The organism is Kribbella sp. NPDC051718, assembly GCF_040681515.1.
Lineage (GTDB): Bacteria > Actinomycetota > Actinomycetes > Propionibacteriales > Kribbellaceae > Kribbella.
Genome location: NZ_JBFAYZ010000012.1, coordinates 11,182 through 34,061, shown reverse-complemented (window position 1 = coordinate 34,061; position 22,880 = coordinate 11,182). Strand labels below are relative to the sequence as shown.

Annotated in this window: 18 protein-coding genes; 9 read left to right on the top strand and 9 right to left on the bottom strand. The window is 66.6% G+C overall.

What is annotated here, in order from left to right; genetic code table 11:
* Positions 1-58: 58 nt before the first annotated feature.
* Entirely contained in the window at positions 59-1,264 is a 1,206-nt protein-coding gene (locus AB0M15_RS34835; protein WP_363828359.1) for an ROK family protein, read from the bottom strand.
* Positions 1,265-1,586: 322 nt separating this feature from the next.
* On the opposite strand from AB0M15_RS34835, the gene AB0M15_RS34830 reads away from it, so the two are divergent.
* The 7 genes from AB0M15_RS34830 to AB0M15_RS34800 all read left to right on the top strand — a co-directional run bounded on the left by AB0M15_RS34830 (position 1,587) and on the right by AB0M15_RS34800 (position 10,172).
* On the top strand, positions 1,587-2,612 hold the full coding sequence (locus AB0M15_RS34830; protein ID WP_363828356.1) for a LacI family DNA-binding transcriptional regulator: 1,026 nt from the start codon (positions 1,587-1,589) through the stop codon (positions 2,610-2,612).
* 206 nt (positions 2,613-2,818) lie between these two features.
* Entirely contained in the window at positions 2,819-4,501 is a 1,683-nt protein-coding gene (locus tag AB0M15_RS34825) for an ABC transporter substrate-binding protein (protein WP_363828353.1), read from the top strand.
* 80 nt (positions 4,502-4,581) lie between these two features.
* Positions 4,582-5,649 (top strand): ABC transporter ATP-binding protein, encoded by a 1,068-nt coding sequence (locus tag AB0M15_RS34820; RefSeq protein WP_363828350.1) that lies wholly within the window; start codon positions 4,582-4,584, stop codon positions 5,647-5,649.
* On the top strand, positions 5,646-6,626 hold the full coding sequence (locus tag AB0M15_RS34815) for an ABC transporter permease (RefSeq protein WP_363828347.1): 981 nt from the start codon (positions 5,646-5,648) through the stop codon (positions 6,624-6,626). Before AB0M15_RS34820 ends, AB0M15_RS34815 begins: the two co-directional genes overlap by 4 nt.
* A 3-nt stretch (positions 6,627-6,629) precedes the next feature.
* Complete coding sequence (locus AB0M15_RS34810) at positions 6,630-7,673, top strand: ABC transporter permease (RefSeq protein ID WP_363828344.1); 1,044 nt, start codon at positions 6,630-6,632, stop codon at positions 7,671-7,673.
* Positions 7,670-8,674, top strand: coding sequence for an ABC transporter ATP-binding protein (locus AB0M15_RS34805; protein WP_363828341.1), 1,005 nt, complete (start codon positions 7,670-7,672; stop codon positions 8,672-8,674). The genes AB0M15_RS34810 and AB0M15_RS34805 overlap by 4 nt, the downstream gene beginning before the upstream one ends.
* 70 nt (positions 8,675-8,744) lie before the next feature.
* Positions 8,745-10,172 carry a GH1 family beta-glucosidase gene (locus AB0M15_RS34800; protein ID WP_363828338.1) on the top strand — a complete coding sequence of 476 codons (1,428 nt, stop codon included), beginning with the start codon at positions 8,745-8,747 and terminating at the stop codon, positions 10,170-10,172.
* 48 nt (positions 10,173-10,220) lie between these two features.
* On the opposite strand, the gene AB0M15_RS34795 is transcribed toward AB0M15_RS34800, so the two are convergent.
* Entirely contained in the window at positions 10,221-11,822 is a 1,602-nt protein-coding gene (locus AB0M15_RS34795) for a beta-N-acetylhexosaminidase (protein ID WP_363828335.1), read from the bottom strand.
* An 86-nt stretch (positions 11,823-11,908) separates the two neighbouring features.
* Between AB0M15_RS34795 and AB0M15_RS34790 the strand changes: the two genes are divergently transcribed.
* Positions 11,909-12,688 carry an alpha/beta hydrolase gene (locus AB0M15_RS34790; RefSeq protein WP_363828332.1) on the top strand — a complete coding sequence of 260 codons (780 nt, stop codon included), beginning with the start codon at positions 11,909-11,911 and terminating at the stop codon, positions 12,686-12,688.
* A gap of 196 nt (positions 12,689-12,884) precedes the next feature.
* On the opposite strand, the gene AB0M15_RS34785 is transcribed toward AB0M15_RS34790, so the two are convergent.
* Together AB0M15_RS34785 and AB0M15_RS34780 are read right to left on the bottom strand one after the other, a co-directional pair.
* Positions 12,885-14,033 (bottom strand): serine hydrolase domain-containing protein, encoded by a 1,149-nt coding sequence (locus AB0M15_RS34785; RefSeq protein ID WP_363828329.1) that lies wholly within the window; start codon positions 14,031-14,033, stop codon positions 12,885-12,887.
* Between the two features lie 98 nt (positions 14,034-14,131).
* Positions 14,132-15,118, bottom strand: coding sequence for a WYL domain-containing protein (locus AB0M15_RS34780; RefSeq protein WP_363828326.1), 987 nt, complete (start codon positions 15,116-15,118; stop codon positions 14,132-14,134).
* Between the two features lie 54 nt (positions 15,119-15,172).
* On the opposite strand from AB0M15_RS34780, the gene AB0M15_RS34775 reads away from it, so the two are divergent.
* Positions 15,173-15,553, top strand: a complete 381-nt coding sequence (locus tag AB0M15_RS34775) for a VOC family protein (RefSeq protein WP_363828322.1) — start codon at positions 15,173-15,175, stop codon at positions 15,551-15,553.
* Between the two features lie 128 nt (positions 15,554-15,681).
* Here the strand turns inward: AB0M15_RS34775 and AB0M15_RS34770 are convergent, their stop codons facing one another.
* The 5 genes from AB0M15_RS34770 to AB0M15_RS34750 are packed head-to-tail and all read right to left on the bottom strand — an operon-like array spanning position 15,682 to position 22,832.
* Positions 15,682-17,769, bottom strand: coding sequence for an NPCBM/NEW2 domain-containing protein (locus AB0M15_RS34770; RefSeq protein ID WP_363828317.1), 2,088 nt, complete (start codon positions 17,767-17,769; stop codon positions 15,682-15,684).
* Between the two features lie 11 nt (positions 17,770-17,780).
* A complete protein-coding gene (locus tag AB0M15_RS34765) occupies positions 17,781-19,793 on the bottom strand; it encodes an alpha-galactosidase (protein WP_363828314.1) in 2,013 nt (670 codons plus the stop codon).
* Positions 19,790-20,614: a carbohydrate ABC transporter permease gene (locus AB0M15_RS34760; RefSeq protein ID WP_328327524.1), complete on the bottom strand. Its 825-nt coding sequence runs from the start codon at positions 20,612-20,614 to the stop codon at positions 19,790-19,792. Before AB0M15_RS34760 ends, AB0M15_RS34765 begins: the two co-directional genes overlap by 4 nt.
* Entirely contained in the window at positions 20,611-21,546 is a 936-nt protein-coding gene (locus AB0M15_RS34755; protein WP_363828309.1) for a sugar ABC transporter permease, read from the bottom strand. The genes AB0M15_RS34760 and AB0M15_RS34755 overlap by 4 nt, the downstream gene beginning before the upstream one ends.
* On the bottom strand, positions 21,543-22,832 hold the full coding sequence (locus AB0M15_RS34750) for a substrate-binding domain-containing protein (protein WP_363828306.1): 1,290 nt from the start codon (positions 22,830-22,832) through the stop codon (positions 21,543-21,545). The genes AB0M15_RS34755 and AB0M15_RS34750 overlap by 4 nt, the downstream gene beginning before the upstream one ends.
* Between the last annotated feature and the right edge of the window lie 48 nt (positions 22,833-22,880).

Genomic DNA, 22,880 nt, shown 5'->3' with positions numbered 1-22,880 from the left:
AGTCCTGAACCCGGAATAGCGAACGGGTTCCGGAACCACGAAGGCCCAAAAGCAAACCTCAACGAGCGCGCGCGGTGAGATTGCGCGGCGCACGCGAGGTGGTGCCGCCGTCGCGGAGCAACCGGAGAATCGGAAGCGTGGCGGCTCCCATGGCGACCGCATCGCGGCCGAGCTCGCACAGCTCGATGGAGACCTGCGCATAAGGCTGGCGCAACGCGTGGCGGGCGGTGGCTGCGCGCAATTCGGGCAGGTAGCGCTCGCCCAGCAGCAGCCCGGACCAGCCGCCGAGCACGATCCGCTCGGGGTTGAACAGGTTGACCAGGTTGGCGAAGCCCGCGCCCAGGTAGCCGATCGTGTCCTCGACCACCTTCGCCGCGGCCTCGGACGAGCTGACCGAGTCGAGCAGCGCGATGAAAGCGGCCTCCTCGTCAGCTCCGAACGACACCTCGCCACCACCGGCCAGCCGGTGCCGATCGAGCACGCCCTCAGCACCGACGTACGCCTCGAGACAACCGTCGGAACCACAGCGGCACCGCCGTCCGCCGTACATGATCGTGGTGTGGCCCCACTCCCCCGCACTACTACGGGTGCCGCGGTAGCTGGTGCCGCCGGTGACGAGGGCGGCGCCGACGCCGGATCCGACCAACGCGACCACGGCATCCGTCGCGCCCCGGCCGGCCCCGAACCACATCTCGGCCTGGCCTAGGGTGTTGGCGCCGTTGTCCACCTGGATCGGGATGTCGGTCTTGGCCGCGAGCAACGCACCCAGCGGAACCGCATCCCAGCCGAGCGTCTGGGCGTGCACCACAGCGTCAGCCGGTCCTTCCACGACACCGGCGACGGCAACCCCCAGGCCGAGCACGCGATCTGCCGGCACCCCAGCCTGAGCCAGTACTTCGGACAGCCCGGCCAGCACGTACTTGACGACGAGCGCAGGGTCCGGCTTCGGCGTCTCGATCGGGTAGACCTTGGTGGCCAGCTGGTTCATCGCCAGGTCGAAAAGCTCGACCCGCACCCGCGTCTCGCCGACCTCTGCACCTACGACATACCCGAAGGATGGGGCGACCCGAAGCAGCACGCGGGGACGGCCGCCGTCGGACTCGACCGAACCGGCCTCCTCGACCACGCCCTCGTCGAGCAGTTCGCCGACCAGGTTGCTCACGCTCGCGGCGCTCAGCGACGTCTGGTGTCCCAGTTCGAACCGGCTCAGCGGTCCGTCGCGGTAGATGCTGGTGAGCAGCACGGAGCGGTTGGACCTGCGCATGTCGCGCACAGTGGTCCGGCGTCCATCCATCGTTGTGTGTTCCGCCCTCGGGGGTCTGCGCCGGCCGGCGGCTGAAATCGATTGTTCGGCCGACACTCCATCATGCACCAGCCCCGGTCCGGAAGGGCCTGAAGCAGCCATCCGGAGAAGACAACGATGGACTTCTTACAAATCGTGAACTTAGTCGTGATTCGTTATCGCACCGTGATTGACGTGAGCTGACTCACTCGGCTTCACTCTACGGAACCGCTTCCGAAACCGGTTCCGAACATTCCGGACACGTCGCGGCAACATGAACCCCAACCGCCCGAGGGGAGCTGAAGTGTCGATCACCATCGCCGATGTCGCCGCCCGTGCAGGCGTCAGCAAGACCACCGTCTCCCGCGTCCTCAACGGCAAGGGCGAGCTCGACATGCGCACCGCCGAGCGGGTCCGCCAAGTGATCGCGGAGCTCGGTTACGTGCCGAGCGCCCGCGCCGTCGGGCTGGCCCGCGGCCGGACCCGGATCGTCGGCATGCTGGTCCCTTCGCTCACCTGGCCCTGGATGGGCGAGGTGCTGCAGGGCGCCGTGGACGTGGTCGAGTCCGAGGGCTACGGCCTGCTGCTGTTCACCTGCAACCGGGGTGAGGAATCCATGCAGCAGTTCGCCTCCCAGGTCTCGGCCCAGTCCTTCGACGGCCTGCTGGTGATCGAGCCGGAAGGCACGCTCGCCTACATCGAACAACTGCACTCCCGCGGCTTGCCCGTCGTCCTGATCGACGACCGGGCCAAGCAGCCCGTCTTCCCGTCCGTCGCCACCACCAACCGCGCCGGTGGCGCGGCCGCTGCCCAGCACCTGCTGGAGCTCGGCCGGCACCAGCCGTTGGTGATCACCGGCGTGGACTGGTTCGGCTGTACCCAGGAACGCCTGGACGGTTTCCGCGACACCTACGCGGCGGCCGGGATCGAGCTCGACCCGAGACTCGTCTTCGAAGGCGACTTCACCCATGACTGCGGCCGCAAAGGCGTCCAGCAGGCTCTCGACGCCGGACTCAGGTTCGACGCGATCTTCGCGCACAACGACCTGTCCGCCGGCGGCGCCATCCAGGCCGTCCGGGAGACCGGGCGGAACGTGCCGAACGACGTGTCGGTGGTCGGTTTCGACGACATCCCCTACGCCCAGCACACCGAACCGCCGCTGACCACGGTGCATCAGCCGATGCGCCAGATGGGTCAGGCGGCGGCCCGGATGCTGATGGGCTACTTCGGCGGCAGTCCGATGCCGGAGGAGCCCCAAGTGCTGCCGACGACCCTCATCGTCCGCAGTTCAACTGCCCCCGTGACCGCCCGCCACACGGTGAACCGCTAGCCACCAGACTCCGGCGGCGGAGTGGCTGCCCCCGCTCCGCCGCCGGTGAAGCATTCGTCACCGATCAGCACCGATACCGATCTGTTAGCGCCGCCGATATTCCCATGAGAGCGCTTTCACGGCACGATGCGAAGGCCCCCCAGGCACCACCCGACAGTCATCCCACTGTCATCCGCCAACCAGTTGGACGAAACACAGGAGGAACGATGCGAGCTCGACGCTCAGTCGCGCTAGCCCTCACGGGCGTGCTCGCGGCAGCCCTGATGGCTGCCTGCAGTAACGGGGACGACAGCAAGAACACCGCCGGCACGGGCGGCAGCACCACCACCGTGCTCAACGTGGGAATGCCGAACGGCCCGCAGACCGAGAACCACAACCCGTTCCTCGGCTCGTCGGCCGGTGCGTCGCTGGGTTACCGCTGGATGATCTTCGAGCCCCTGGTGATGATCAACGGCATCAAGCCCGCCGAGCCGGGCAAGCCGTGGCTGGCCACCGAGTGGAAGTGGGACGCCAACTTCACCAAGCTCTCGCTGACCATCCGCGACGGGGTCAAGTTCTCCGACGGCTCGCCGATGACCGCCGACGACGTCGCGTACTCGTTCCAGCTCCGCAAGGACAACGAGGGCCTGAACACCGACGCGATCCCCTACGGGACGATCACCGCGTCGGGCAACAAGGTGGACCTGACCTTCACCCGGTCGCAGTTCACCAACCAGAACAAGGTCCTGACCGTGTTCGTGGTGTCGAAGAAGCAGTGGTCGGCGATCAGCGACCCGAGCAAGGACACCCTGAAGAACCCGATCGGCACCGGCCCGTACACGGTCAAGTCGTTCACCCCGCAGACCACCACGCTGACGCTGCGCGACTCGTACTGGCAGGACCTGCCGAAGGTCAAGGAACTGCGGTACACCTCGTACAACGACAACAACGCGCAGACCACCGCGCTGGCCAACGGCGCCTCGGAGTGGAGCTTCGTCTTCGTCCCGAACGTGAAGGCGGTCTACCAGTCGAAGGACGAGAAGAACCACAAGCTGTTCTTCCCGGCCAACCTGGGCATCCACGGGCTGTGGATCAACACCACCCGCAAGCCGTTCGACGACCCGGCGCTGCGCCGGGCGATGGACAAGGTGATCAACCGCGACGACATCTTCCAGCAGGGCGAGGCCGGGTACTTCTACCCGAAGGTCGAGTCCGTCACCGGCATCCCGACGCCGGCTGGTGAGTCGTTCATCGCCCCGGAGTACAAGGACAAGAAGCACGCGGTCGATGTCGACGGCGCCAAGGCCGACCTGGCCGCGGCGGGCTACAAGCTCGAGGGCGACGTCCTGAAGGACAAGACCGGCAAGCCGGTCAAGATCACGCTGACCGACCCGGCCGGCTGGTCCGACTACATCACCGACCTCGAGATCATCAAGGACAACCTGTCCACGATCGGGATCGCGGCCACCGTCGACAAGGCGAACCAGGACGCCTGGTTCAAGAAGATCGACGAGGGTGACTTCGACGCCGCGATGCACTGGACCAACGGTGGCGCGACGCCGTTCGACATCTACCAGAACATCATGGACGGCAAGATCCTCAAGCCGGTCGGCAAGGGCGGCGTGAGCGGCAACTACGGCCGGTTCAACTCGCCGGAGGCCACCAAGGCGCTCGACGAGTACGCGAACGCCGCCGACGAGGCTGCCCGCACCACCGCGCTGAACACGCTGCAGAAGATCATGGTCGAGCAGATGCCGATCATCCCGACCTCGGCGTCCAACGTCGGCGGTCTGTACAGCACCAAGAACTGGACCGGCTGGCCGGACGACGCGAACCCGTACGCGCCGGGTCAGCCCACCCAGCAGAACGCACTCCAGATCGTCCTGAACCTGAAGCCCGCGGGCGCCTAAGGAAAACGTCGCGGCCGGGATCCCACCACCTGGGGATCCCGGCCGCGGTGCCGCGATCTAGCTAGGAGTTCGAAAACGTAATGACGGCGACCGAGACAGAACCGGTGACCACGGGCGACGTGGTCCTCGAGGCCGACGGCCTCACCAAACACTTCCCCGTCCGCCGGGGGTTGCGCGACCTGTTCACCAAGGAGCGCAAGGCAGTGCACGCGGTGGACGACATCCAGCTGACGCTTCGCCGGGGGCGGGTCACCGCACTCGTCGGCGAATCCGGCTCGGGCAAGTCGACCGTGGCCCGGCTGATGGCCCAGCTGTACGGCCGCACCGCCGGCGACATCCGGCTGCACGGCGAGACGATCACCGTCCGCGGCGGCCGCGGCTTCCGGGCGTACTGCCGCCAGGTACAGATGATCTTCCAGGACCCGTTCGCCTCGCTGAACCCGGTCCACACCGTGCGGTACCACCTGACCCGCGCCCTGAAGATCCACGGCCGCGCGGGCAAGGGATCGGCCGAGCTGGAGAAGAACCTCAGCGATCTACTGCTGCGGGTGCAGCTCACTCCGCCGGAGCGCTACCTGGACAAGTTCCCGCACGAACTGTCCGGCGGCCAGCGCCAGCGGGTGTCGATCGCCCGCGCGCTCGGCGCCAATCCGGAGGTACTGCTCGCCGACGAGCCGGTCTCGATGCTCGACGTCTCGATCCGCCTCGGCGTACTGAACCTCCTGCGTGACCTGAAGGAACGCCTCAACCTGGCGATCCTCTACATCACCCACGACATCGCCTCGGCCCGGTACTTCGCCGACGAGACCCTGGTGATGTACGCCGGCCGGATGGTCGAGGGTGGCGACTCCGAGACCCTCACCCAGAACCCGGCGCACCCGTACACCCGGCTGCTGATCGAGAGCGCTCCCGACCCCGACCGGCTCGACCGGGTCGGCGACGCGAAGGATGCTCCCGAGGACACCGCAGGTGGTGAGCCGCCGAGCCTGATCGCACCGCCGACGGGCTGCCGGTTCCACCCGCGCTGTATCCACGCGATGCCGAAGTGCTCCACCGAACTGCCGCCGCGGTTCGAGCTGCCGATCGTCTCCGGCGAAGGCGAACACTGGGCCGCGTGCTGGCTCTACGAGGAAGGGGCCGCGAAGTGAAGTTCCTTCTGCAGCGGATCGCGTTCTACCTGTTCACGGCGTGGGCAGCGGTCACCATCAACTTCTTCATCCCCCGGCTGATCCCGGGCGACCCGGTCCAGTCGCTGATCAACAAGCAGCAGGGCAACATCAGCACCGAGGCGGTCCACTCGCTCTACGTGCTGTTCGGCCTGGACAAGAACGCCAGCATGCTCTCGCAGTACAAGGACTACTGGATCCAGATCTTCCACGGTGACCTCGGGACGTCGTTCACGTTCTTCCCGGCGCCGGTGTCGCAGATCCTGACCCAGTCGCTGCCGTGGACCATCCTGCTGGTCGGCATCACCACCATCGTCAGCTTCGCCCTCGGCACCGCACTCGGTGTGCTGGCCGGCTGGCGGCGCGGCTCCTGGATGGACGGGCTGCTGCCGGTGACGACGTTCATCTCGTCGATCCCGTACTTCTGGCTCGGCCTGCTGGCGATCACCCTGTTGGCCGGCGCCGGCAGCTTCTTCCCGTCGTCGGGCGGATACGAGCCCGGCCTGGTGCCGTCCTGGGACAGCGCGTTCATCGGCAGCGCGATCCAGCACAGCCTGCTGCCTGCCGGAACCATCCTGATCTCCTCGGTCAGCGGCTGGATCCTCAGCATGCGCAACATGATGGTCACCGTCGCCTCCGAGGACTACATCACCGTCGCGCACGCCAAGGGCCTGTCCGAGCGCCGGGTGATGGTCAGCTACGCCGCCCGCAACGCGCTGCTGCCGAACGTGTCCGGCTTCGCGCTCTCGCTCGGCTTCATCGTCGGCGGAACGCTGCTGGTGGAGATCGTCTTCTCCTATCCCGGTATCGGCTACAACCTGTTCCAGGCCGTCGGTTCCAAGGACTATCCGCTGCTGCAGGGCATCTTCTTGATCATCACCCTCTCGGTGCTGGTCGCCAACCTGCTCGCGGACGTCGCGTACCTGCTGCTCGATCCCCGCACCCGCAAGGAGGGCTGACCGATGTCCGCACCAGCCAGCACCATCACAGCGGTCACCCCCGGCGGGCCGGCCGCGGCGACCGCCCCGGCCAAGCGTCAGCGGCTGCGGTTCGTTGCCAACGGCAAGGCCGCGACCGGCCTGGTCACGCTCGCCTTCTTCTGCCTGATCGCGATCATCGGCCCGTGGATCGCGCCGTACGATCCGTCCAAGCGCAGCAGCGACATCCTCCAGAGCCCGTCGGGCAAGCACTGGTTCGGGACCACCCACCTCGGCCAGGACATCTTCAGCCAGATCCTGGTCGGCACCCGCGGCGTCATGTTCGTCGGCCTGCTGGCCGGCATCATCGCGACGGCGCTGTCGGTGCTGATCGGGGTCAGCTCCGGCTTCCTCGGCGGCGCCGCGGACGAGACCCTGTCCGCGCTGTCGAACGTCTTCCTGGTCATCCCGGCGCTGCCGCTGATCATCATCGTCGCCTCGACCATCCCCGGTGCGGGCGACCTGATGGTTGCCTTGGTCATCGGTTTGACGTCATGGGCCTGGGGAGCCCGGGTACTCCGGGCGCAGACCCTCTCGCTGCGACGGCGGGACTACGTCGAGGCGGCCCGGGCCACCGGTGAGAGCACCTGGCGGATCATCACGGTCGAGATCCTGCCGAACCTCACCGCGATCATCGCGTCGGGCTTCGTCGGTACCGTGATCTTCGCCGTCATGTCCGAGATCACCCTGGCCTTCATCGGCATCTCGACCATCTCGGAGTGGAACTGGGGCACCATCCTGTTCTGGGCGCAGAGCCAGCAGGCGCTGGCCCAGGGCGCGTGGTGGTGGTTCGTCCCAGCCGGTCTCGCGATCGCGATCCTCGGTACGGCGCTGTCGCTGATCAACTTCGGCATCGACGAGTTCGTCAGCCCGCGGTTGCGCAGCGCCGGCCACACCAAGGTGAAGACCACCGACGGCCGCACCGTGAAGATGCGGGTCGGCTTCACCCCGGTGCTGAACACCCAGAGCAAGGACGCCCCGGTCACCCCGGTCGTTCGCAAGACCAAGGAAGCGAAGGGTGCGGCATGAAGGCTCCCGTTCTGGAGATCAAGAACTTCAACGTCGACTACGGTCTCGGCGACCAGGCCGTCCAGGCGGTCCGCGACGTCACGCTGACCCTGCACCGCGGTGAGGTGCTCGGGCTGGCCGGCGAGAGCGGCAGTGGCAAGTCGACGCTGGCGTACGGCGTCACCCGGCTGCTCCCGCCGCCCGGCGTGATCAGCGGCGGATCGGTCATCTACCACCCGCCGGGCGGTGAGCCGTACGACGTCATGTCGCTCACCAACTCCGAACTGCGGGCGTTCCGCTGGGCCGAGACGTCGATCGTGTTCCAGGGCGCGATGAACTCGCTCAACCCGGTGCACAAGGTCTCCACCCAGATGCTCGACGTGATCCGCGCGCACGAACCGCAGCTCAGCCACGAGGCGCGGCTGGCCCGGGCCAAGGAGATGCTCAAGCTGGTCGGCATCTCCGCGGACCGGATGGACGCCTACCCGCACCAGCTGTCCGGCGGTATGCGGCAGCGCGTGATGATCGGGATGGCGCTCGTGCTCGAGCCGCAGGTGGTCATCATGGACGAGCCGACCACCGCCCTCGACGTGGTCATGCAGCGCCAGATCCTCGCCCAGCTGGTCGAACTGCGCGAGCGGCTCGGCTTCTCGGTGCTGTTCATCACCCACGACCTGTCGCTGCTGGTCGAGTTCTCCGACCGGATCGCGATCATGTACGGCGGCCGCATCGTCGAGCAGGCGAAGTCGGCCGACCTCTACAAGGACTCCCTGCACCCGTACAGCGAAGGACTGCTCAAGTCCTTCCCGGCGCTGCGTGGCCCGCGCCGGGAGCTGTCCGGGATCCCCGGGTCGCCGCCCGATCTGCGCGGTATGCCCACCGGTTGCGCGTTCCACCCGCGGTGCCCGCACGCGTTCGACCGCTGCTCGACGGAGATCCCCGTCCTCGGCGTACCCGAGGCCAGGAACGACCCGGACCGCGAGGTGGCCTGCTGGCTGCCCGGTCGCGTTCCGGTCGGCTGATCTCTCACCACTACCTTCCGAAGGGAGCCAGTACGGCGCTCGCCCACCGGCGGGCGCCGTACATACGCCTATGAACACCACCGCTGTCCCCACCTCCTCCGCAGTGTTCACCGCGCCGGCGGCCGAGCAGGCGCTGATCGACAGCCTGCCGCCGGGCTTCCGTTGGGGCGTCGCGACCTCGGCGTACCAGATCGAGGGCGCCATCGACGTGGACGGCCGGACGCCGTCGATCTGGGACACCTTCTGCAAGGTGCCCGGCGCGATCGACAACGGCGACACCGGTGACGTCGCCTGTGAGCACTACACCCGGATGCCGGCCGACGTCGCCCTGATCAAGAAGCTCGGGCTGGACACCTACCGGTTCTCGGTCTCCTGGCCGCGGGTGCAGCCGGGTGGTCGCGGTGGGGTGAACCCGGCCGGGATCGCGTTCTACGACCGGCTCGTCGACGAACTGCTTGCCCAGAGCATCGACCCGTGGGTGACCCTGTACCACTGGGATCTGCCGCAGGAGCTCGAGGACGCGGGCGGCTGGCCGGTGCGTGATACGGCGTACCGGTTCGCGGACTACTCGATGCTGGTGTTCGACGCGCTCAGCGATCGGGTGGACACCTGGACGACGCTGAACGAGCCGTGGTGCTCGGCGATGCTCGGATACGCCTATGGCGCCCACGCACCCGGGCGTCGTGACTACCCTGCCGCGGTTGCCGCTGTGCACCACCTGCTGCTCGGGCACGGGCTCGCCACTGAGCGGATGCGGGAGGCGGCTCCGCGCAAACTCGACATCGGCATCACGTTGAACGCCGCAACGGCGTACCCGGCAAGCGACCTGGAGCCGGACCTCGAGGCAGCCCGTCGCGCCGACGGCATGGGCGCGCGGCTCTACCTCGACCCGCTGATCCACGGCCACTACCCCGCCGACGTGATCGCCGACCTCGCCGCCGAAGGGGTGGAAATCCCCATCCAGGAAGGCGACCTGGCCACCATCTCGGCCCCCTTCGACGTCCTAGGCATCAACTACTACTTCAGCCAGAAGTTCACCGGCTTCGGCGAAAACGGCGAAACGGTGGGCGAGGACGGCCTCCCCATCACCCGCACCCTCCCCCTGAACCGCCCCCGCACTGCCATGGACTGGGAAATCGTCCCCGAAGGCTTCACCGACCTCCTCGTCCGGATCAGCAAGGACTACCCCGGCGTCCCCATCGTCATCACCGAAAACGGCTCCGCCTTCGACGACACCGCCGACGAATCCGGCTACGTGGCAGACGAGGGTCGCACCGCCTACTTCGCCTCCCACCTGGCCGCGGTCGCCTCCGCGATCCAGCAGGGCGCCGACATCCGCGGCTACCTAGCTTGGTCCCTCCTAGACAACTTCGAATGGGCCTACGGCTACGAAAAGCGCTTCGGCATCGTCCGCGTCGACTACGACACCCAGGCCCGCATCCCCAAGCAAAGCGCCCTGTACCTGAAGGAAGTAGCCCAACAACACCGCTCCAAGTAGACGCACGAACGGCCCGGACGATCGCCGTCCGGGCCGTTCGTGCGTTGCTCAGCGCCAGGTGATTTCGGGGGCTCGGTAGAAGTTGATGCTGAGGGTGTCCCAGCGGGAGCCTTGGGCGCCTAGGCGGGTTTTGTAGGTGGTCCAGTCGAGGGCGCTCGAGGGGGACCAGCCGAGTTCGGCGATGCCTGGTAGGCGGGGGAAGGCCATGTATTCGAGCTTGTCCAGGTTGTCGAGGGTTTCGGACCAGATGGGGGCTTCTACGCCGGCTACCGCGGTGGCGGGTAGGTTCGGGATCAAGGTGGACGGGTTCCAGCTGTAGGACTTCTGGATGCTGACGTAGCCGGCCCAGGACAGGCCGTACGGCGTGCTGGAGTTGTATTTCATGTCCAGGTAGGCGCGGTTGGCCGGGGACAGGACGACCTTGGCGCCTTGGGCTGCGGCCTTGCGGGCCAGGTCGCGGGAGCGGGTGTCGTCGGTGCCCCAGTACTGCGCGATGCTGTTGGCCGGGAGGGTGGTTTCGGCGATCTCCTGCCAGCCCATCACCCGCTTGTTCTGCTTGGTGACCAGGGCGGACGCCTTGGGGACGAAGGTCAGGTAGTCGGAGTGCGGGGTGGAGTGCGCCTCGTCTCCGCCTAGGTGGACGATGTCGCCTGGGGTCTGCTGGGCCACCTCACGGAAGACGTCGTCGAGGAATGTGTAGGTGACCGGCTTCGCGACGCAGAGGGAGCTGAAGCCGACGTCAGTGCCGGTGTAGAGCGGTGGGGCGACGTTGTTGCAGTTGAGCTGGGCATAGGACGCCAGCGCCGCATTGGTGTGGCCGGGGGTGTCGATCTCGGGGATGACCTGCAGGTAGCGCTCACCGGCGTACCGGACTAGTTCTGCGAAGTCCGCCTTGCTGTAGAAGCCTCCTGGCGTGCCGCCGACCTCGAGGCTTCCTCCGTACGTCGTGAGCCGCGGCCACGAGTCGACCTGGATGCGCCAGCCCTGGTCGTCCGAGAGGTGCAGGTGGAGCTTGTTGAGCTTGTAGAGCGCGGCGAGGTCGATGTAGCGCTTCACCTCGGCCACGGAGAAGAAGTGGCGGGATACGTCGAGCATCGTGCCGCGGTAGGCGTAGCGAGGTGAGTCGTCGATCGTCGTACCGGCGACTGTCCACGGGCCGGCCTGTTGCGTGCTCGCCTCGGACTTGGCGGGCAGTAGTTGCCTGACGGTGGTGAGGCCGCGGTACAGGCCTTCTGGGGTTGCTGCGGTGACGCTGAGCGCGGTGCTGTCGGCGCGCAACTGGTAGCCCTCGGCACCTAGTGAGGCTGGGCCGTTCGTGGAGAGTTTGATGGTGGCCGCACCTGGCAGGATCGCCAGCGGGTAGCCGGTTGAGACACGCAGTCTGGCGGCGAACTGTTCTGCGACCTTGCCGGCAGCTTGGCTCTCAGCGGCGTCGGTGGCGACGTTGATTGCGCTCGACGAGGTCAGGTTGAAGGTCTGGCCGGTGAGCGCGGTTTGGCTGACAGGCTTGGGGATGAGGCTGGGTGCGGGATCTGCTTGTGGCGTTGCCAGGGCAGTCGTCGTGGATGCGAAGAGGGGTGTCGCGAGCAGAGCGGCGGTGAGGATGCCGGCTAGCGAGACCCGTCCTGGGCGGCGGGCGAGTCGTGTCATAACCGTGAGTGTTCGGCCCCTCACCGATCGAGTCAAGGCCCGGTCCGTGGGGTAGCTTTTCGGGCAACCGGAGATTGGGGAGCGCTATGGGTGAGTACGTGCAGCTGGGGGCCGTGAAGACCTGGTACGACGAGCAGGGCACGGGTGAGCCGCTCGTACTGATGCACGGTGGGCTGGTGGATGCCCGGTTCTTCGAGGCCAACACGCCGGCGCTGGCCGAGCACTTCCACGTCTACACGCCGGAGCGCCGCGGGCACGGGCATACGCCGGATGTCGAGGGGCCGATCAGCTACCAGCTCATGGCCGACGACACGATCGCGTTCCTGGAGACTGTGGTCGGCCAGCCGGCCGATCTGGTCGGGCACAGCGATGGCGCCTTCACCGCAATGCTCGTCGCGATGCAGCGGCCCGAACTGGTGAAGCGGCTCGTGCTGATCAGCGGCGGCTTCAACAAGTCCGGCGAGGCGGGTCCGGAGATGGAGTGGGACGTTCCGGCGATCACGCAGTTCCTCGGCCCGGCGTACGGCGAGGTATCCCCCGACGGCGAGGACCACTTCCCGGTGGTCGCCACCAAGATCGGCGAGATGGCCGCCAAGGAGCCCGACCTGCAGGCCTCCGAGCTGAACGTGATCACCGCCCGCACCCTGATCATGTTCTCGGACGACGACCTGGTCACGCTGGCACACGCGGTCGAGATGTACGACAACATCCCGAACGCCGAGTTCGCCATCGTCCCCGGCACCTCCCACTTCCTCATCCAGGAAAAACCGCACCTGGTCAACACCCTGGTCCTCGACTTCCTCACCAACGAGCCCGTACCGACAATCGCCGCCATCCGCCGCGCCCCGGCCCCCGACAACACCTGACCCAACCGACCAACTGCCCCCAGCCAGCAGGAACCCTCCACCCCACAGCCCGGCGTAGGCAGCCGGGGGTCCGGCCAGTTCCTCGGCCGGAACCGGTGACCTTGAACAGGTAATGGTGGGTTTGAACATCGAATAACTTGTTCAAGGTCGCCGCTGTATGTCCGAGCCCACCACAGCCGCCGCGGCCCATCCGCGGTCAGTGGGTGCTGCAGAGGGCGTGGTCGATCAGGTTGGCGGCGGCCTTGTCTTGGGCGAGGGCGTGGTCGAAGGAGTCCTCGGGCTCGGTCGAGACGGATACGACCGCTGATCTGCCGTCGGTGGTGAAGCCGTTGCGGGTCATGTAGCCGAGGATGTCGCCGTTGTGGGTCCAGTAGAATCCGCCGCAGCTCAACGGGCGCGAGAACAGACCGAGTCCGTCGCGGGCGCCTGGCCAGATCTCGGCGAGCTGGCCGGCTACGGGGATCGTCCGTTGCATCGCGGCCAGTTGAGCGGGACGTAGGAGGCGTCCACCGATGAGGGCCTGGAAGAATTTGGTTTGGTCGGCTGTGGTGGTGATGAAGCCGCCGGCTCCTCCGGCCATGTATGCCTCTCGCCCGATGGTGACGTCGGTGGGGTTCTGGCCGGGGTACACCTGATATCCCTTGGCATGCGGCGACCGGATGCCCGCGCGGAGGCCCGGCCAGTAGGTGTCGCGCAGGCCCAGCGGGCGGATGATTCTCGCCTGTACTTCGTCGTACCAGCCGCGGCCGGTCGCCCGCTCGGTGATCATGCTGAGCAGGACATAGCCGGTGTTGGAGTAGTTCCACCCGGCACCCGGCTGGAAGTCGGGCTGGTGGGTCATCGCGCGCCGTACCAACTCAGAGCCGCGCACCACGTCGTACCGATGCGCGTAGTACTCCGCCGCCGTCGACGGGCCGGGAATGTCGTCGTGGATGCCGCTGGTGTGCTGCAACAGGTTGCGTACGGTGATCCGGCGACCGTCGTTACCGTTGCCTTTGACAACACCCGGCAACCACCGCTCCACCGAGTCGTCCAGCGAAACCTTGCGCTCACCGACCAACTGCAGGATCACCGTCGCCACGAAAGTCTTCGTACTGCTGCCAGTCCGAAAGAACCCGTCAGCCGGCACCGGCGCCCCTGTCCGCACATCAGCCACCCCACTCACCGCCGTGGTCGTCCCAGCCTTCGTCGAAACGCGAGCCTGTACGCCGACCGCGCCCGTCGCGCGAATCGCGTCGGCATCGCGCTGCAACTCACTACGGGGTTGCGCGACCGAAGTGCCGGTGGCCAGCGCGGTCGTCGCCAGCGCCGTGCCCAGAATCGCCGTCAGTAGGGTCCTTGTCATCGTCGTCTCCTTGAAGAGCTTGAGCGGTCCTGCTCAAGCTATTCAGTGCCGCCGGCGATCACACCGCGGTGAACACCCGGATCTGAGGTAGAGCAGGCTCAACCACCAGCCCACTCCCCGAGCCGGGCCCCCAACTCAGCAACCCGCTGCCGCAACTCCACCGGTTCCTCGATCACAAACGCCAGATCGAGCCCCGCCAGCAACGCCGGCACCCAATCCAACCGTTCAGCCCAAAACTCAACCCGCACTCCACCCGAGCCTCCATCGCCCGAGCCGGCGGCCGGGCCGGCGTCGCTCGCGTTGGCATCGAGCGGAGTGAGCAAGGCGAGGCCGAGGGGGAGGTGGCGTTGGATGTCGTCGACCGAGCCCTGGACTCGTACCGAGACCTTGTGCGCCCACGGCGCGGTTGCCAGTGACTGCAGCACGGCGCTCGCCGGATCGACGACAGCAGACCCGATTGTGGTTGCTTCTAGCAACGATGCCGCGGAGATCCGGTCCAGCCGGAAGGTGCGATCAGCGGTGGCGACGTACCAATGCCCAGCATGCCCGACCACACCATCCGGCGCGATCGTCCGGATGCTGCTTCTCCCCCGCCGGTCGACATAGCTGATCTCAACACCCCGACGATCCCGGGCAGCCTCGGCGACGGTCAGCAGGATGTCGGTGTCGACGGCGATGGTGGATCGTGGCGGAGCAGTGAACGACGAGGTGGCGAGCAACGCGCCGAGCCGGTCGGCCAGCCGCGCCGGAAGCACCCGGCGCATCTTCGCCAGCGCGCTCTCGGAGGCGTGCGACTCCGGTACCAGTCCCGCCCGCCGGCCAACCACCAGACCAATCGCAACTGCAACCGCCTCGTCGTCGGTGAGCATCAGCGGTGGCATCCGATACCCGGGCGCGAGCCGATATCCGCCATAACGTCCACGCACCGAGCGGACCGGAATGTCCAGCTCGACGAGATGCTCCGCGTACCGGCGTACCGTCCGCTCGTCGACACCCAACCGCTCGGCCAGCTCCCCGACCCGCCGCGTACCGCCGCCCTGGAGCAACTCCAGCAGCGCCAGCACCCGCGAGGTCGGCCTCGTCATATTCGTCAGAGTACCGGGCGGATCCTGTCCAGTATCAGCACTACCGTCGACAACATGACGACTTTCGCCTCGGTCCGCATCGTGACGGACGACCTAGACCGCCTCACCGCCTTCTACGAACACATCACCGGCCTCACCGCGAGCCGCCCCGCTCCGGTGTTCGCCGAGTTCCGCACCAGCGCCGGCACCTTCGCGATCTCCAGCAGCGACCTGACCACCAAGCTGTACGGCGAGGGCGTCGTCCGCCCCGCCGCCAACCACACGGCGTTCCTGGAGTTCCAGGTCGCGGACGTCGACGCCGAGTACGACCGGCTCAGCGACCTCGAGTTCGTCCAACAGCCGACCACCATGCCCTGGGGCAACCGCTCGCTGCTCCTCCGCGACCCCGACGGCAACCTGGTCAACCTCTTCACCGTCCCGACCGACAGGACATAGTCCTTCGGTCAGGCCCCGCCGGCACCTCCGTGAGCGTGGCGAAGTGGCGGACCACTGACTATGTCCTGTCGGTAGGCACGCCTCACCAGCAAAGGGGCTGGTCGCGTGCGCGACCCGCCCCTCACTGTTCAGCAGGTAGCCGTCGGGGCTGCCCAGTCGGCGCGGTCGTTGTAGCCGCCGTCGCCGGCGTCGCCGACGACCAGATCGAGGACCCGTACGCCGGTGAGGTCGACGTCGACCGGCTTCGGGTGATCGCGATCGACGACACCGGAGTCGAACAACACCTTGCCGTCACCGATCACCTGGAAGGTCGAGGTACCACCCTCCGGGCCGACGTTCCGCACCGCGTCGTCGATCCCGACGGTCGCGGTGAACTTGGTGCACTGCTGGCCGAGGTAGTACCGGACCAGCGACGGCGAAGCGACGCCGATGCCGGTCGGGTACGTCTGGCTGACCAGGCTGATCGGCGAACCGCCGCCAACACTCTCGTCCACCGTCGGCGACATCCAGCCGCTGGTCGCAACGATCCACGGGTGATGCGAAAGCGCAGCAACCCCGTCCGGCGGCACCGGCGCGATGACCAACGGCGACACCGTCATCTGCTTCTGGCTGCCGTATCCAAGCGCCTCGTACTGCGTAGTCGCAGTCAGCGACGCGTTGCCCGCAGCCGCCGTCGCAGGCAGCTTCACCTTGTAGGCCAAGGTGATCTTCTGCCCAGGAGCCAACAGCGCCGGGGCCTTGCTGACCGGAGTGACAGTCCATCCAGCCGGGGCAGTCAACGCAACGGTCGGCTTGAAGACCGGAAGGATGCCATCGTTGCGCACAGCAACCTCTGCGCGCAGTTCGTCGCCACCGGCAACAACCGGAGCGCTGCCCTCAGGGAGCACCTGCGTACCGACCTGGGTGACCTGCGGGATGCCGGCCGTGACGTGCGGGATGCCGGGCACGCCACGCGCCGGGCCGACCCGGAACAGCGCAGTACCGTGGGCCGGTACGGCGGCGCTGATGGTGCCGGCGCTTTCGGTGACCGCGTTGGTCCAGGCATTCTTCAGCGTGAAGCGGCCACCCTGCAGACCGACGGCCGAGGCGGTGGTGGTGAGGGTCTTCGCGCTGTCGCCGCGGTTGAGCAGCACGACCGCACGGCTGCCGTCAGCGAGACGCTTCACCCACGTTTCCGTAGTACCGGCTGCACCGACACGCACAGCCTGTACGGCCGCCTTGTCCTGGTTGATCGCGATGACGTCGGGGTCGGTCAGCATGCCGATCGTGGTGTCGCTGAGCTTGCGGATGTCACTGCCCACGACAAGCGGGGCAGCGGCGACGGACCAGAGCGTCAGCTGTGTGCGGAACTCCTCGTCACTCATGCCGAGCTCGGGCGCCAGGTAATCCGGGTCGCTGAACGCACCAGGCTTGACGACCTCGGGGTGCCGGGCGTTCGCGTCGTAGTTGCGCAGGACGTCCTTGAACTTGATGTCACCCTGGAAGCCGACATCGGTGTACGTCCGCCAAGCCTGCGCGATCCCCGGCGCGTACGACCAGGAGTTGATCGACTGCTGCGACTCGGGATAGTTGCCCCAGTCCGGCGATGTGACCGGGTTGCAGAGGTTGAAGATCAGCGGCCGGTGGCTCGCGTTGTTGTGCAGCGCATTGGCGAACTCGGTGAAGACGGTCTTCGGGTCGAGGTTCGCAGCGATACCGCAGAGGTAGTCGACCTTGACGGCGTCGAAACCCCAAGCAGCGAAGGTGTCCGCGTCGTGCTGGTAGTAGCCGCCGCTACCGAGACCACACTTGCCCGGGATGTACGGACCGGCGTCGGTGTAGATGCCCGCCTTCAGGCCCTTGCTGTGGATGTAGTCGACGAGCGGCTCGAGCCCGTTCGGGAACTTGGCCGGGTTGGGGACCAGGTCGCCCGCCGCGCTGCGCGACTCGTCGGCCTGCCAGCCACCGTCGAGCCAGACGATGTCGTACCCGGCCTTCTTCAGGCCGCGGCTGACCATGGAGTCGGCGACCGAGCGGATGGTCGTCTCGGTGAAGTCACCACCGAGGCCGTAGTAGGTGTTCCAGCCCATGTACGGCGTGGGGCTGAGCACCGGCGTTGTCGTGCTGGCTGCTTGGGTCGTGGCGACAGTGGTCGTGGCTGCTGCGGTAGTCGCGACCGCGGCGGTCACCAGGACCGCCGAGAGGGCGCCGCCGAGCAGGGCGGATAGTCGTTTCACGTCTTCATCCTTCAGTTGGACGGGGTGATGACCAGGCATTGCGAGTCGGTCGAGTCATCCCAGGGGACGCCGACCTGCAGCAGGTAGCTGCCCGGGTAGACCTCAGTTCCCACCCGGTAGAACTTGTCGGGATCCAGCTGAACGAGCGGGATCCCACGGGGTCGCGTCGGCAGAGTGCCGCGGACGTTGCCGTCGCCCGTGTTCCACAAGAACACGATGCTCCGGCCTTCTGCCACATACTGAGTGCCCTCGGCAAGCTGATAAACCTTGCCGTGAGCAACCACATCTCGGATTTCCTTGTACTGCTGGATGCAACGCGCCGCCGTCGCCAACTGCTCGTCGGACCAGCGCGACAGATCCGCGCCGATTCCGAGCCCGCCGGCCATCGCAACATGGAAGCGGAAGTCGAGCGACCGCTCGCGACCGTCATGAGTCCCCTCGGCATCCGTCACCCATGAACTCATCAGGTGCGGCGAGTACCCGGTCAGGAACCCGCGCTGGATGCTCAGGCGATCGAGCGGCGCCGTGTTGTCACTCGGCCACAGCGTGTCGACGCGAGCAGCCATGCCAAGGTCGACCCGCGCACCACCGCCGGCGCACCCTTCGACGACGACCTGCGGGTGCTCGGCGCACAGCCGATCGAGGATCTTGTACAGATTCTCGACGACCCTGCCGTCGAGATCGCGCCGCTGATCCCCGGCGTCGAGCCGGGGCCGGTTCGCGTCCCACTTCAGATAACTGATCTCGTACGACGAAAGCAGCCGGTCGAGCGTCTCCCAGATCCACTCCGCGACATCGTCGCGACTCAGATCGAGCAGCAACTGATTGCGGATGAGGACTGGCTCACGACCAGGCGTCTGAAGAATCCACTCGGGATGCTTGGCCGCCAGGTCCGACGACGGGCTGACCGACTCAGGCTCCACCCACAAGCCGAACCCGAGACCGATCTCCTTCAAGTCCGCGATGAAATTCCCAAGCCCATCGGGGAAGGCGACCGGATCAACCTCCCAGTCCCCCAGCCCGCCCGTGTCGTCCGACCGCCCGACAAACCACCCATCGTCGACGACAAACGTCTCGACCCCGGCCCTGACCGCCCGCTTCGCCAACTCGAGCTGATGCGAAGCCCGTACGTCGAATTCCGTCGCAAACCACGAGTTGTACAACACCTTCTGCGCCAATCCACGCGAGAAGGACCGCTGGTACGCATGGAACACCCGCGCCAGCCCGTCCAACCCCTCGCTGCTGAAGCCACCCACCGCGACCGGTGAAACCCAGCTCTCCCCAGCCCCGACCGCCAGCCCGAGACTCGACGCCAGCCGTCCTGCCTGGATCCGCGTCTGCCCGGTGGTGTCGACCTCCGCACTCATCTCCCACGAGCCGGACCAAGCCAACTGCACACCCCACGCGGGCCCGTTCTGCTCCCCCACTGCCAGAAACGGCGAGTACGAATGCCCGGTGATCCCCTGCCGGCTGTCGATGCTGAACCGCCCACGCCGCAACTCGACGGAGCCTTGCTGGAACTCGCTGTTCCACTCACCCCACAAGTACCTGACAACAGTCCCGTCGCTGGTAGGCACAACAAACCCCGCAGACGCATGCTGCCGAAGCGTCAGCCCCTCGCCCCCATCGTTGTGCACCGACACCCACCGCTCCACAACATCCAGCCCAGCAGGCACCCGGTAATGCAACACCAGGCGCACCCCCCGCACGTCATCGACGAAGGTGAGCTCAAGCGAGTCGTCGCCCTGAGCCGCATCGACGAAGACCGGACGGAGTTCATCCGAGCCGTCAGCGCCTGTCACCACCAGCTCGGGCGCACTCGTGTACCGGACGCCCTTCACCCCGTACTCGAGGGGCTCCACGTCGGATCGGGGGATGAAGTGTTCGGTGCCGACTGGGGCGAGGAGCGACGGGCCATTGGCGACGGCGTGCGGGCCCCAGGCAACCAAGGCGGCCCATTGGCCATGCGACGGGACCTCCACGACGTACGAGGTGGTTGCTCCGCGCAGCGTCCATTGGGTCACTTGACGGCTCCGATCGCGAGTCCCGAGACGAAGTGCTTCTGGAACTTCAAGAAGACCGCAAGGGTGGGGACGGCCGCAATAACGGTGCCTGCGGCAATCACATTCCAGGAGGAGACGAACAGACCCTGCAGACCCAGCAGCGCCGGTGTGACCGGCATCTTCTCGCCGGACCGGATCACCGTGATCGACCACAGCAGATCATTGAAGATCCAGGTAAAGGACAGAGCGCCAAGAGCCGCCATCGCAGGCCGCGTCAGAGGCAGGATGACGCTGGCGTAGATCTTGCCGGGACCGGCGCCGTCGATCGTGGCTGCCTCCTGGATCTCACGCGGCAGATCACGCATGAACCCGTGCAGCACGAACGTATAGAACCCAAGACCGAACCCGACATGCACCGCGATCAGCGCATACAACGTGTCGTAGTACCCAGTCAGCTCGACGAACCGCGAGATCGGGATCAGCAGGATCTGCGGCGGCAGCAAGTTCCCCATCAGCATCAGCAACAACACCGTCCGCCGGAACGGGATGTTGTACCGAGCCAGCCCGTACGCCGCGATCGACGCCAACCCCAGACTCAGGATCACCGCCGGGATCGTCACCGCCAGCGAGTTGATCAACGCCCGGAACTCGTCCGCGTCCTCCCACGCCGACTTGTACGTCGAGAACGTGAACGAATGCGGCAACGACCCGAGCCCATTGGCCGCGACGTCGTCGAAGCTGCGCAGCGAGATCACCACGACCCACAGGATCGGCGCGATCCACAGGAACGAGACGATGCTCATCGCCACGTGGTACCCACCGGTCTTGAAGCGGTTCGTCATGTCTCCTCCCGGAAGGCGCGGATCAGGTAGCCGAGGATGACGGCGAGCGCGAGGATGAAGATCACCACGGCGATCGCCGACGCGTAGCCCAGCTGGGTGGACTGGAACGCGGTCGAGTACATGTACGTGCTGAGCAGCTCGGACGAGTGGTACGGACCGCCCTTGGTCATCGACCAGACGATGTCGAAGGATCGAAGTGAGTCGATCACGATCACCGACAGCACGACCGAGTTCACGCCCTTGAGCTGCGGGATCGTCACGTACCGGGTCCGCTGCCAGGCCGACGCGCCATCGACGCGAGCCGCTTCGTAGAGAGCTGGGTCGACAGCCTTCAGTCCGGCCAAGTAGAGCACCATGACGTACCCGATCTGCCGCCAGAGAGCCGGCAGGATTACGGCGTACAGGGCGGTGTCCGGATCGGCCAGCCAGGGATGGATCCAGCTCTCCAGGCCGATGCCACGAAGTACGGAATCAACCAGGCCGTCCGGCTGATAGAAGACCCGCCAGATCAGCGCGGTCACCACCAGCGAGAAGACCACCGGGGTGAACAGCGCCGCCCGGTAGATGCCGACACCGCGACGCTCCTTCTGCAGGAGCATCGCCATGCCGAACCCACCGATGACACTGAGCCCACCGAACAGCACCAGCCAGATCGCCGTGTTCTTCAACGCGGTCTTGAAGATCGGGTCGGAGAACATGTCCCCGAAGTTGCCGAAGCCGACGAACTTCGGCGCCGACAATCCGTCCCAGTCCGTCAACGACAACCAGAACCCTTGCAGCGCGGGCCAGAACACCCACACCGCCTCGATCGCGAACGGGACGAAGACGAACGCCATGATCAACGGCGACACTCGCCAGGGGCGCCGCTCGGTACGTCCCGATCCGGCCGGCGCCCTGGGCGGCGACTCCGGTTCCACGGTGGTTGCTGTCATGCCTTGAAGACCTTCTCGGCTGCCGCCTGCCAGTCCTTGAGGATCTTGTCGATCTGGTCCGGCTTGTCGAGGAACTTGGTCAGCGCGGCGTCCGCGGTCGGCTGCAGCGCGTCGCTCGAGTCACGGTTGAAGAACTGGGTCAGCTCCTTCGCGCCCTCGATCATCGCCTTGCCCTTCTTCACCAGCGCGGTGTCGGCGGACTTGCCGAGCGGGTTCGCCGGGATCGCCGTACCGGAAGAGCTCTCGACGTAGATGTTCTGCGCCTCGGGCGTCGCCAGCCAGGTGAGGAACTTCTTCACACCTTCGGGGTCCTTGGCCTTCTTCGAGGCGAAGTACCCGTCGGTCGGGGCCTCTTCGGCGACCGGTACGGCCGGGTCGATGATCGGGAACTGGAAGAAGTCGATGTCGTCCAGCGCGTCCTTCGGGGCCGAGTCGGCGAAGAAGGTACCGATCAGGAACATGCCGGTCTTGCCGCCGAGCAGCGCGGAAGTCGCCTCCTGGAAGGGGAACGACTTGCCCTTCGGGTCGAAGTACGGCAGCGCCTCCTGCCACTTGGTAAAGACGGCCTTGACCTTCGGGTCGTCGAATCGGCCGCGGCCGGCCAGCAGGTCGCGGTGGAACGGCGCGCCGTTGATCCGGATGTCCAGGTAGTCGAACCAGGCCGACGCGACCCACGGGGTGTCGCCGAGGCCGATGCCGATCGGCGCGATGCCCTTGGACTGGATCGTCTTGCAGACCGCGATGAACTCGTCCCAGGTCTTCGGCGGCGTCACACCCCACTTGGCGAAGTTCGACTTGCGGTAGAACATGCCCCACCAGTAGTAGCTGGTCGGCACGAAGATCTTCTGCCCGTTGCTGCTGGTGGACAGCGTCTTCATCGACTCCGGGTAGTTGCCCATCGTGTCCCAGACGCTGGTGATGTCGAGCAGCAGGTCCTTCTTGGCGTACGAGTCCGCGACCGATCCGGCGTACCAGGTGTAGACGTCCGGCGGGTTGGCCGAGGTCAGGTACGTCGGGAGCTGGGTGCGGTAGATCTCCGACGCGACGGTGTTGAGCTTGACCGTGGCGCCGCCGGTCTTGTTGTACGCCTCGACCAGCTTCTCCATCGCTGCTTTCGCCTGCTCCGCGGAGAGGTTGGACTGCAGCGAGAGATTGCCGGTCGCCCCGGTACTGGAACCCGAGCCCGGTGACGAGGTCGAGGTGGCGCAACCCGGGATCAGGGTGGCCGCCCCGAGTACTCCGAGCCCCTTGAGGAACGTCCGCCGATCAGCTGCCAGACCCGCCATGACTACTCCAGTCGATTGAGTGGTTCGTTCTGCCGAGGATCTTGCAGC

Bases quoted from the DNA above. Each gene is read 5' to 3' on its own strand.
- AB0M15_RS34835 (WP_363828359.1), bottom strand. From the start codon at position 1,264: ATGCGCAGGTCCAACCGCTCCGTGCTGCTCACCAGCATCTACCGCGAC.
- AB0M15_RS34825 (WP_363828353.1), top strand. From the start codon at position 2,819: ATGCGAGCTCGACGCTCAGTCGCGCTAGCCCTCACGGGCGTGCTCGCG.
- AB0M15_RS34820 (WP_363828350.1), top strand. From the start codon at position 4,582: ATGACGGCGACCGAGACAGAACCGGTGACCACGGGCGACGTGGTCCTC.
- AB0M15_RS34810 (WP_363828344.1), top strand. From the start codon at position 6,630: ATGTCCGCACCAGCCAGCACCATCACAGCGGTCACCCCCGGCGGGCCG.
- AB0M15_RS34805 (WP_363828341.1), top strand. From the start codon at position 7,670: ATGAAGGCTCCCGTTCTGGAGATCAAGAACTTCAACGTCGACTACGGT.
- AB0M15_RS34800 (WP_363828338.1), top strand. From the start codon at position 8,745: ATGAACACCACCGCTGTCCCCACCTCCTCCGCAGTGTTCACCGCGCCG.
- AB0M15_RS34795 (WP_363828335.1), bottom strand. From the start codon at position 11,822: ATGACACGACTCGCCCGCCGCCCAGGACGGGTCTCGCTAGCCGGCATC.
- AB0M15_RS34790 (WP_363828332.1), top strand. From the start codon at position 11,909: ATGGGTGAGTACGTGCAGCTGGGGGCCGTGAAGACCTGGTACGACGAG.
- AB0M15_RS34785 (WP_363828329.1), bottom strand. From the start codon at position 14,033: ATGACAAGGACCCTACTGACGGCGATTCTGGGCACGGCGCTGGCGACG.
- AB0M15_RS34780 (WP_363828326.1), bottom strand. From the start codon at position 15,118: ATGACGAGGCCGACCTCGCGGGTGCTGGCGCTGCTGGAGTTGCTCCAG.
- AB0M15_RS34775 (WP_363828322.1), top strand. From the start codon at position 15,173: ATGACGACTTTCGCCTCGGTCCGCATCGTGACGGACGACCTAGACCGC.
- AB0M15_RS34760 (WP_328327524.1), bottom strand. From the start codon at position 20,614: ATGACGAACCGCTTCAAGACCGGTGGGTACCACGTGGCGATGAGCATC.
- AB0M15_RS34755 (WP_363828309.1), bottom strand. From the start codon at position 21,546: ATGACAGCAACCACCGTGGAACCGGAGTCGCCGCCCAGGGCGCCGGCC.
- AB0M15_RS34750 (WP_363828306.1), bottom strand. From the start codon at position 22,832: ATGGCGGGTCTGGCAGCTGATCGGCGGACGTTCCTCAAGGGGCTCGGA.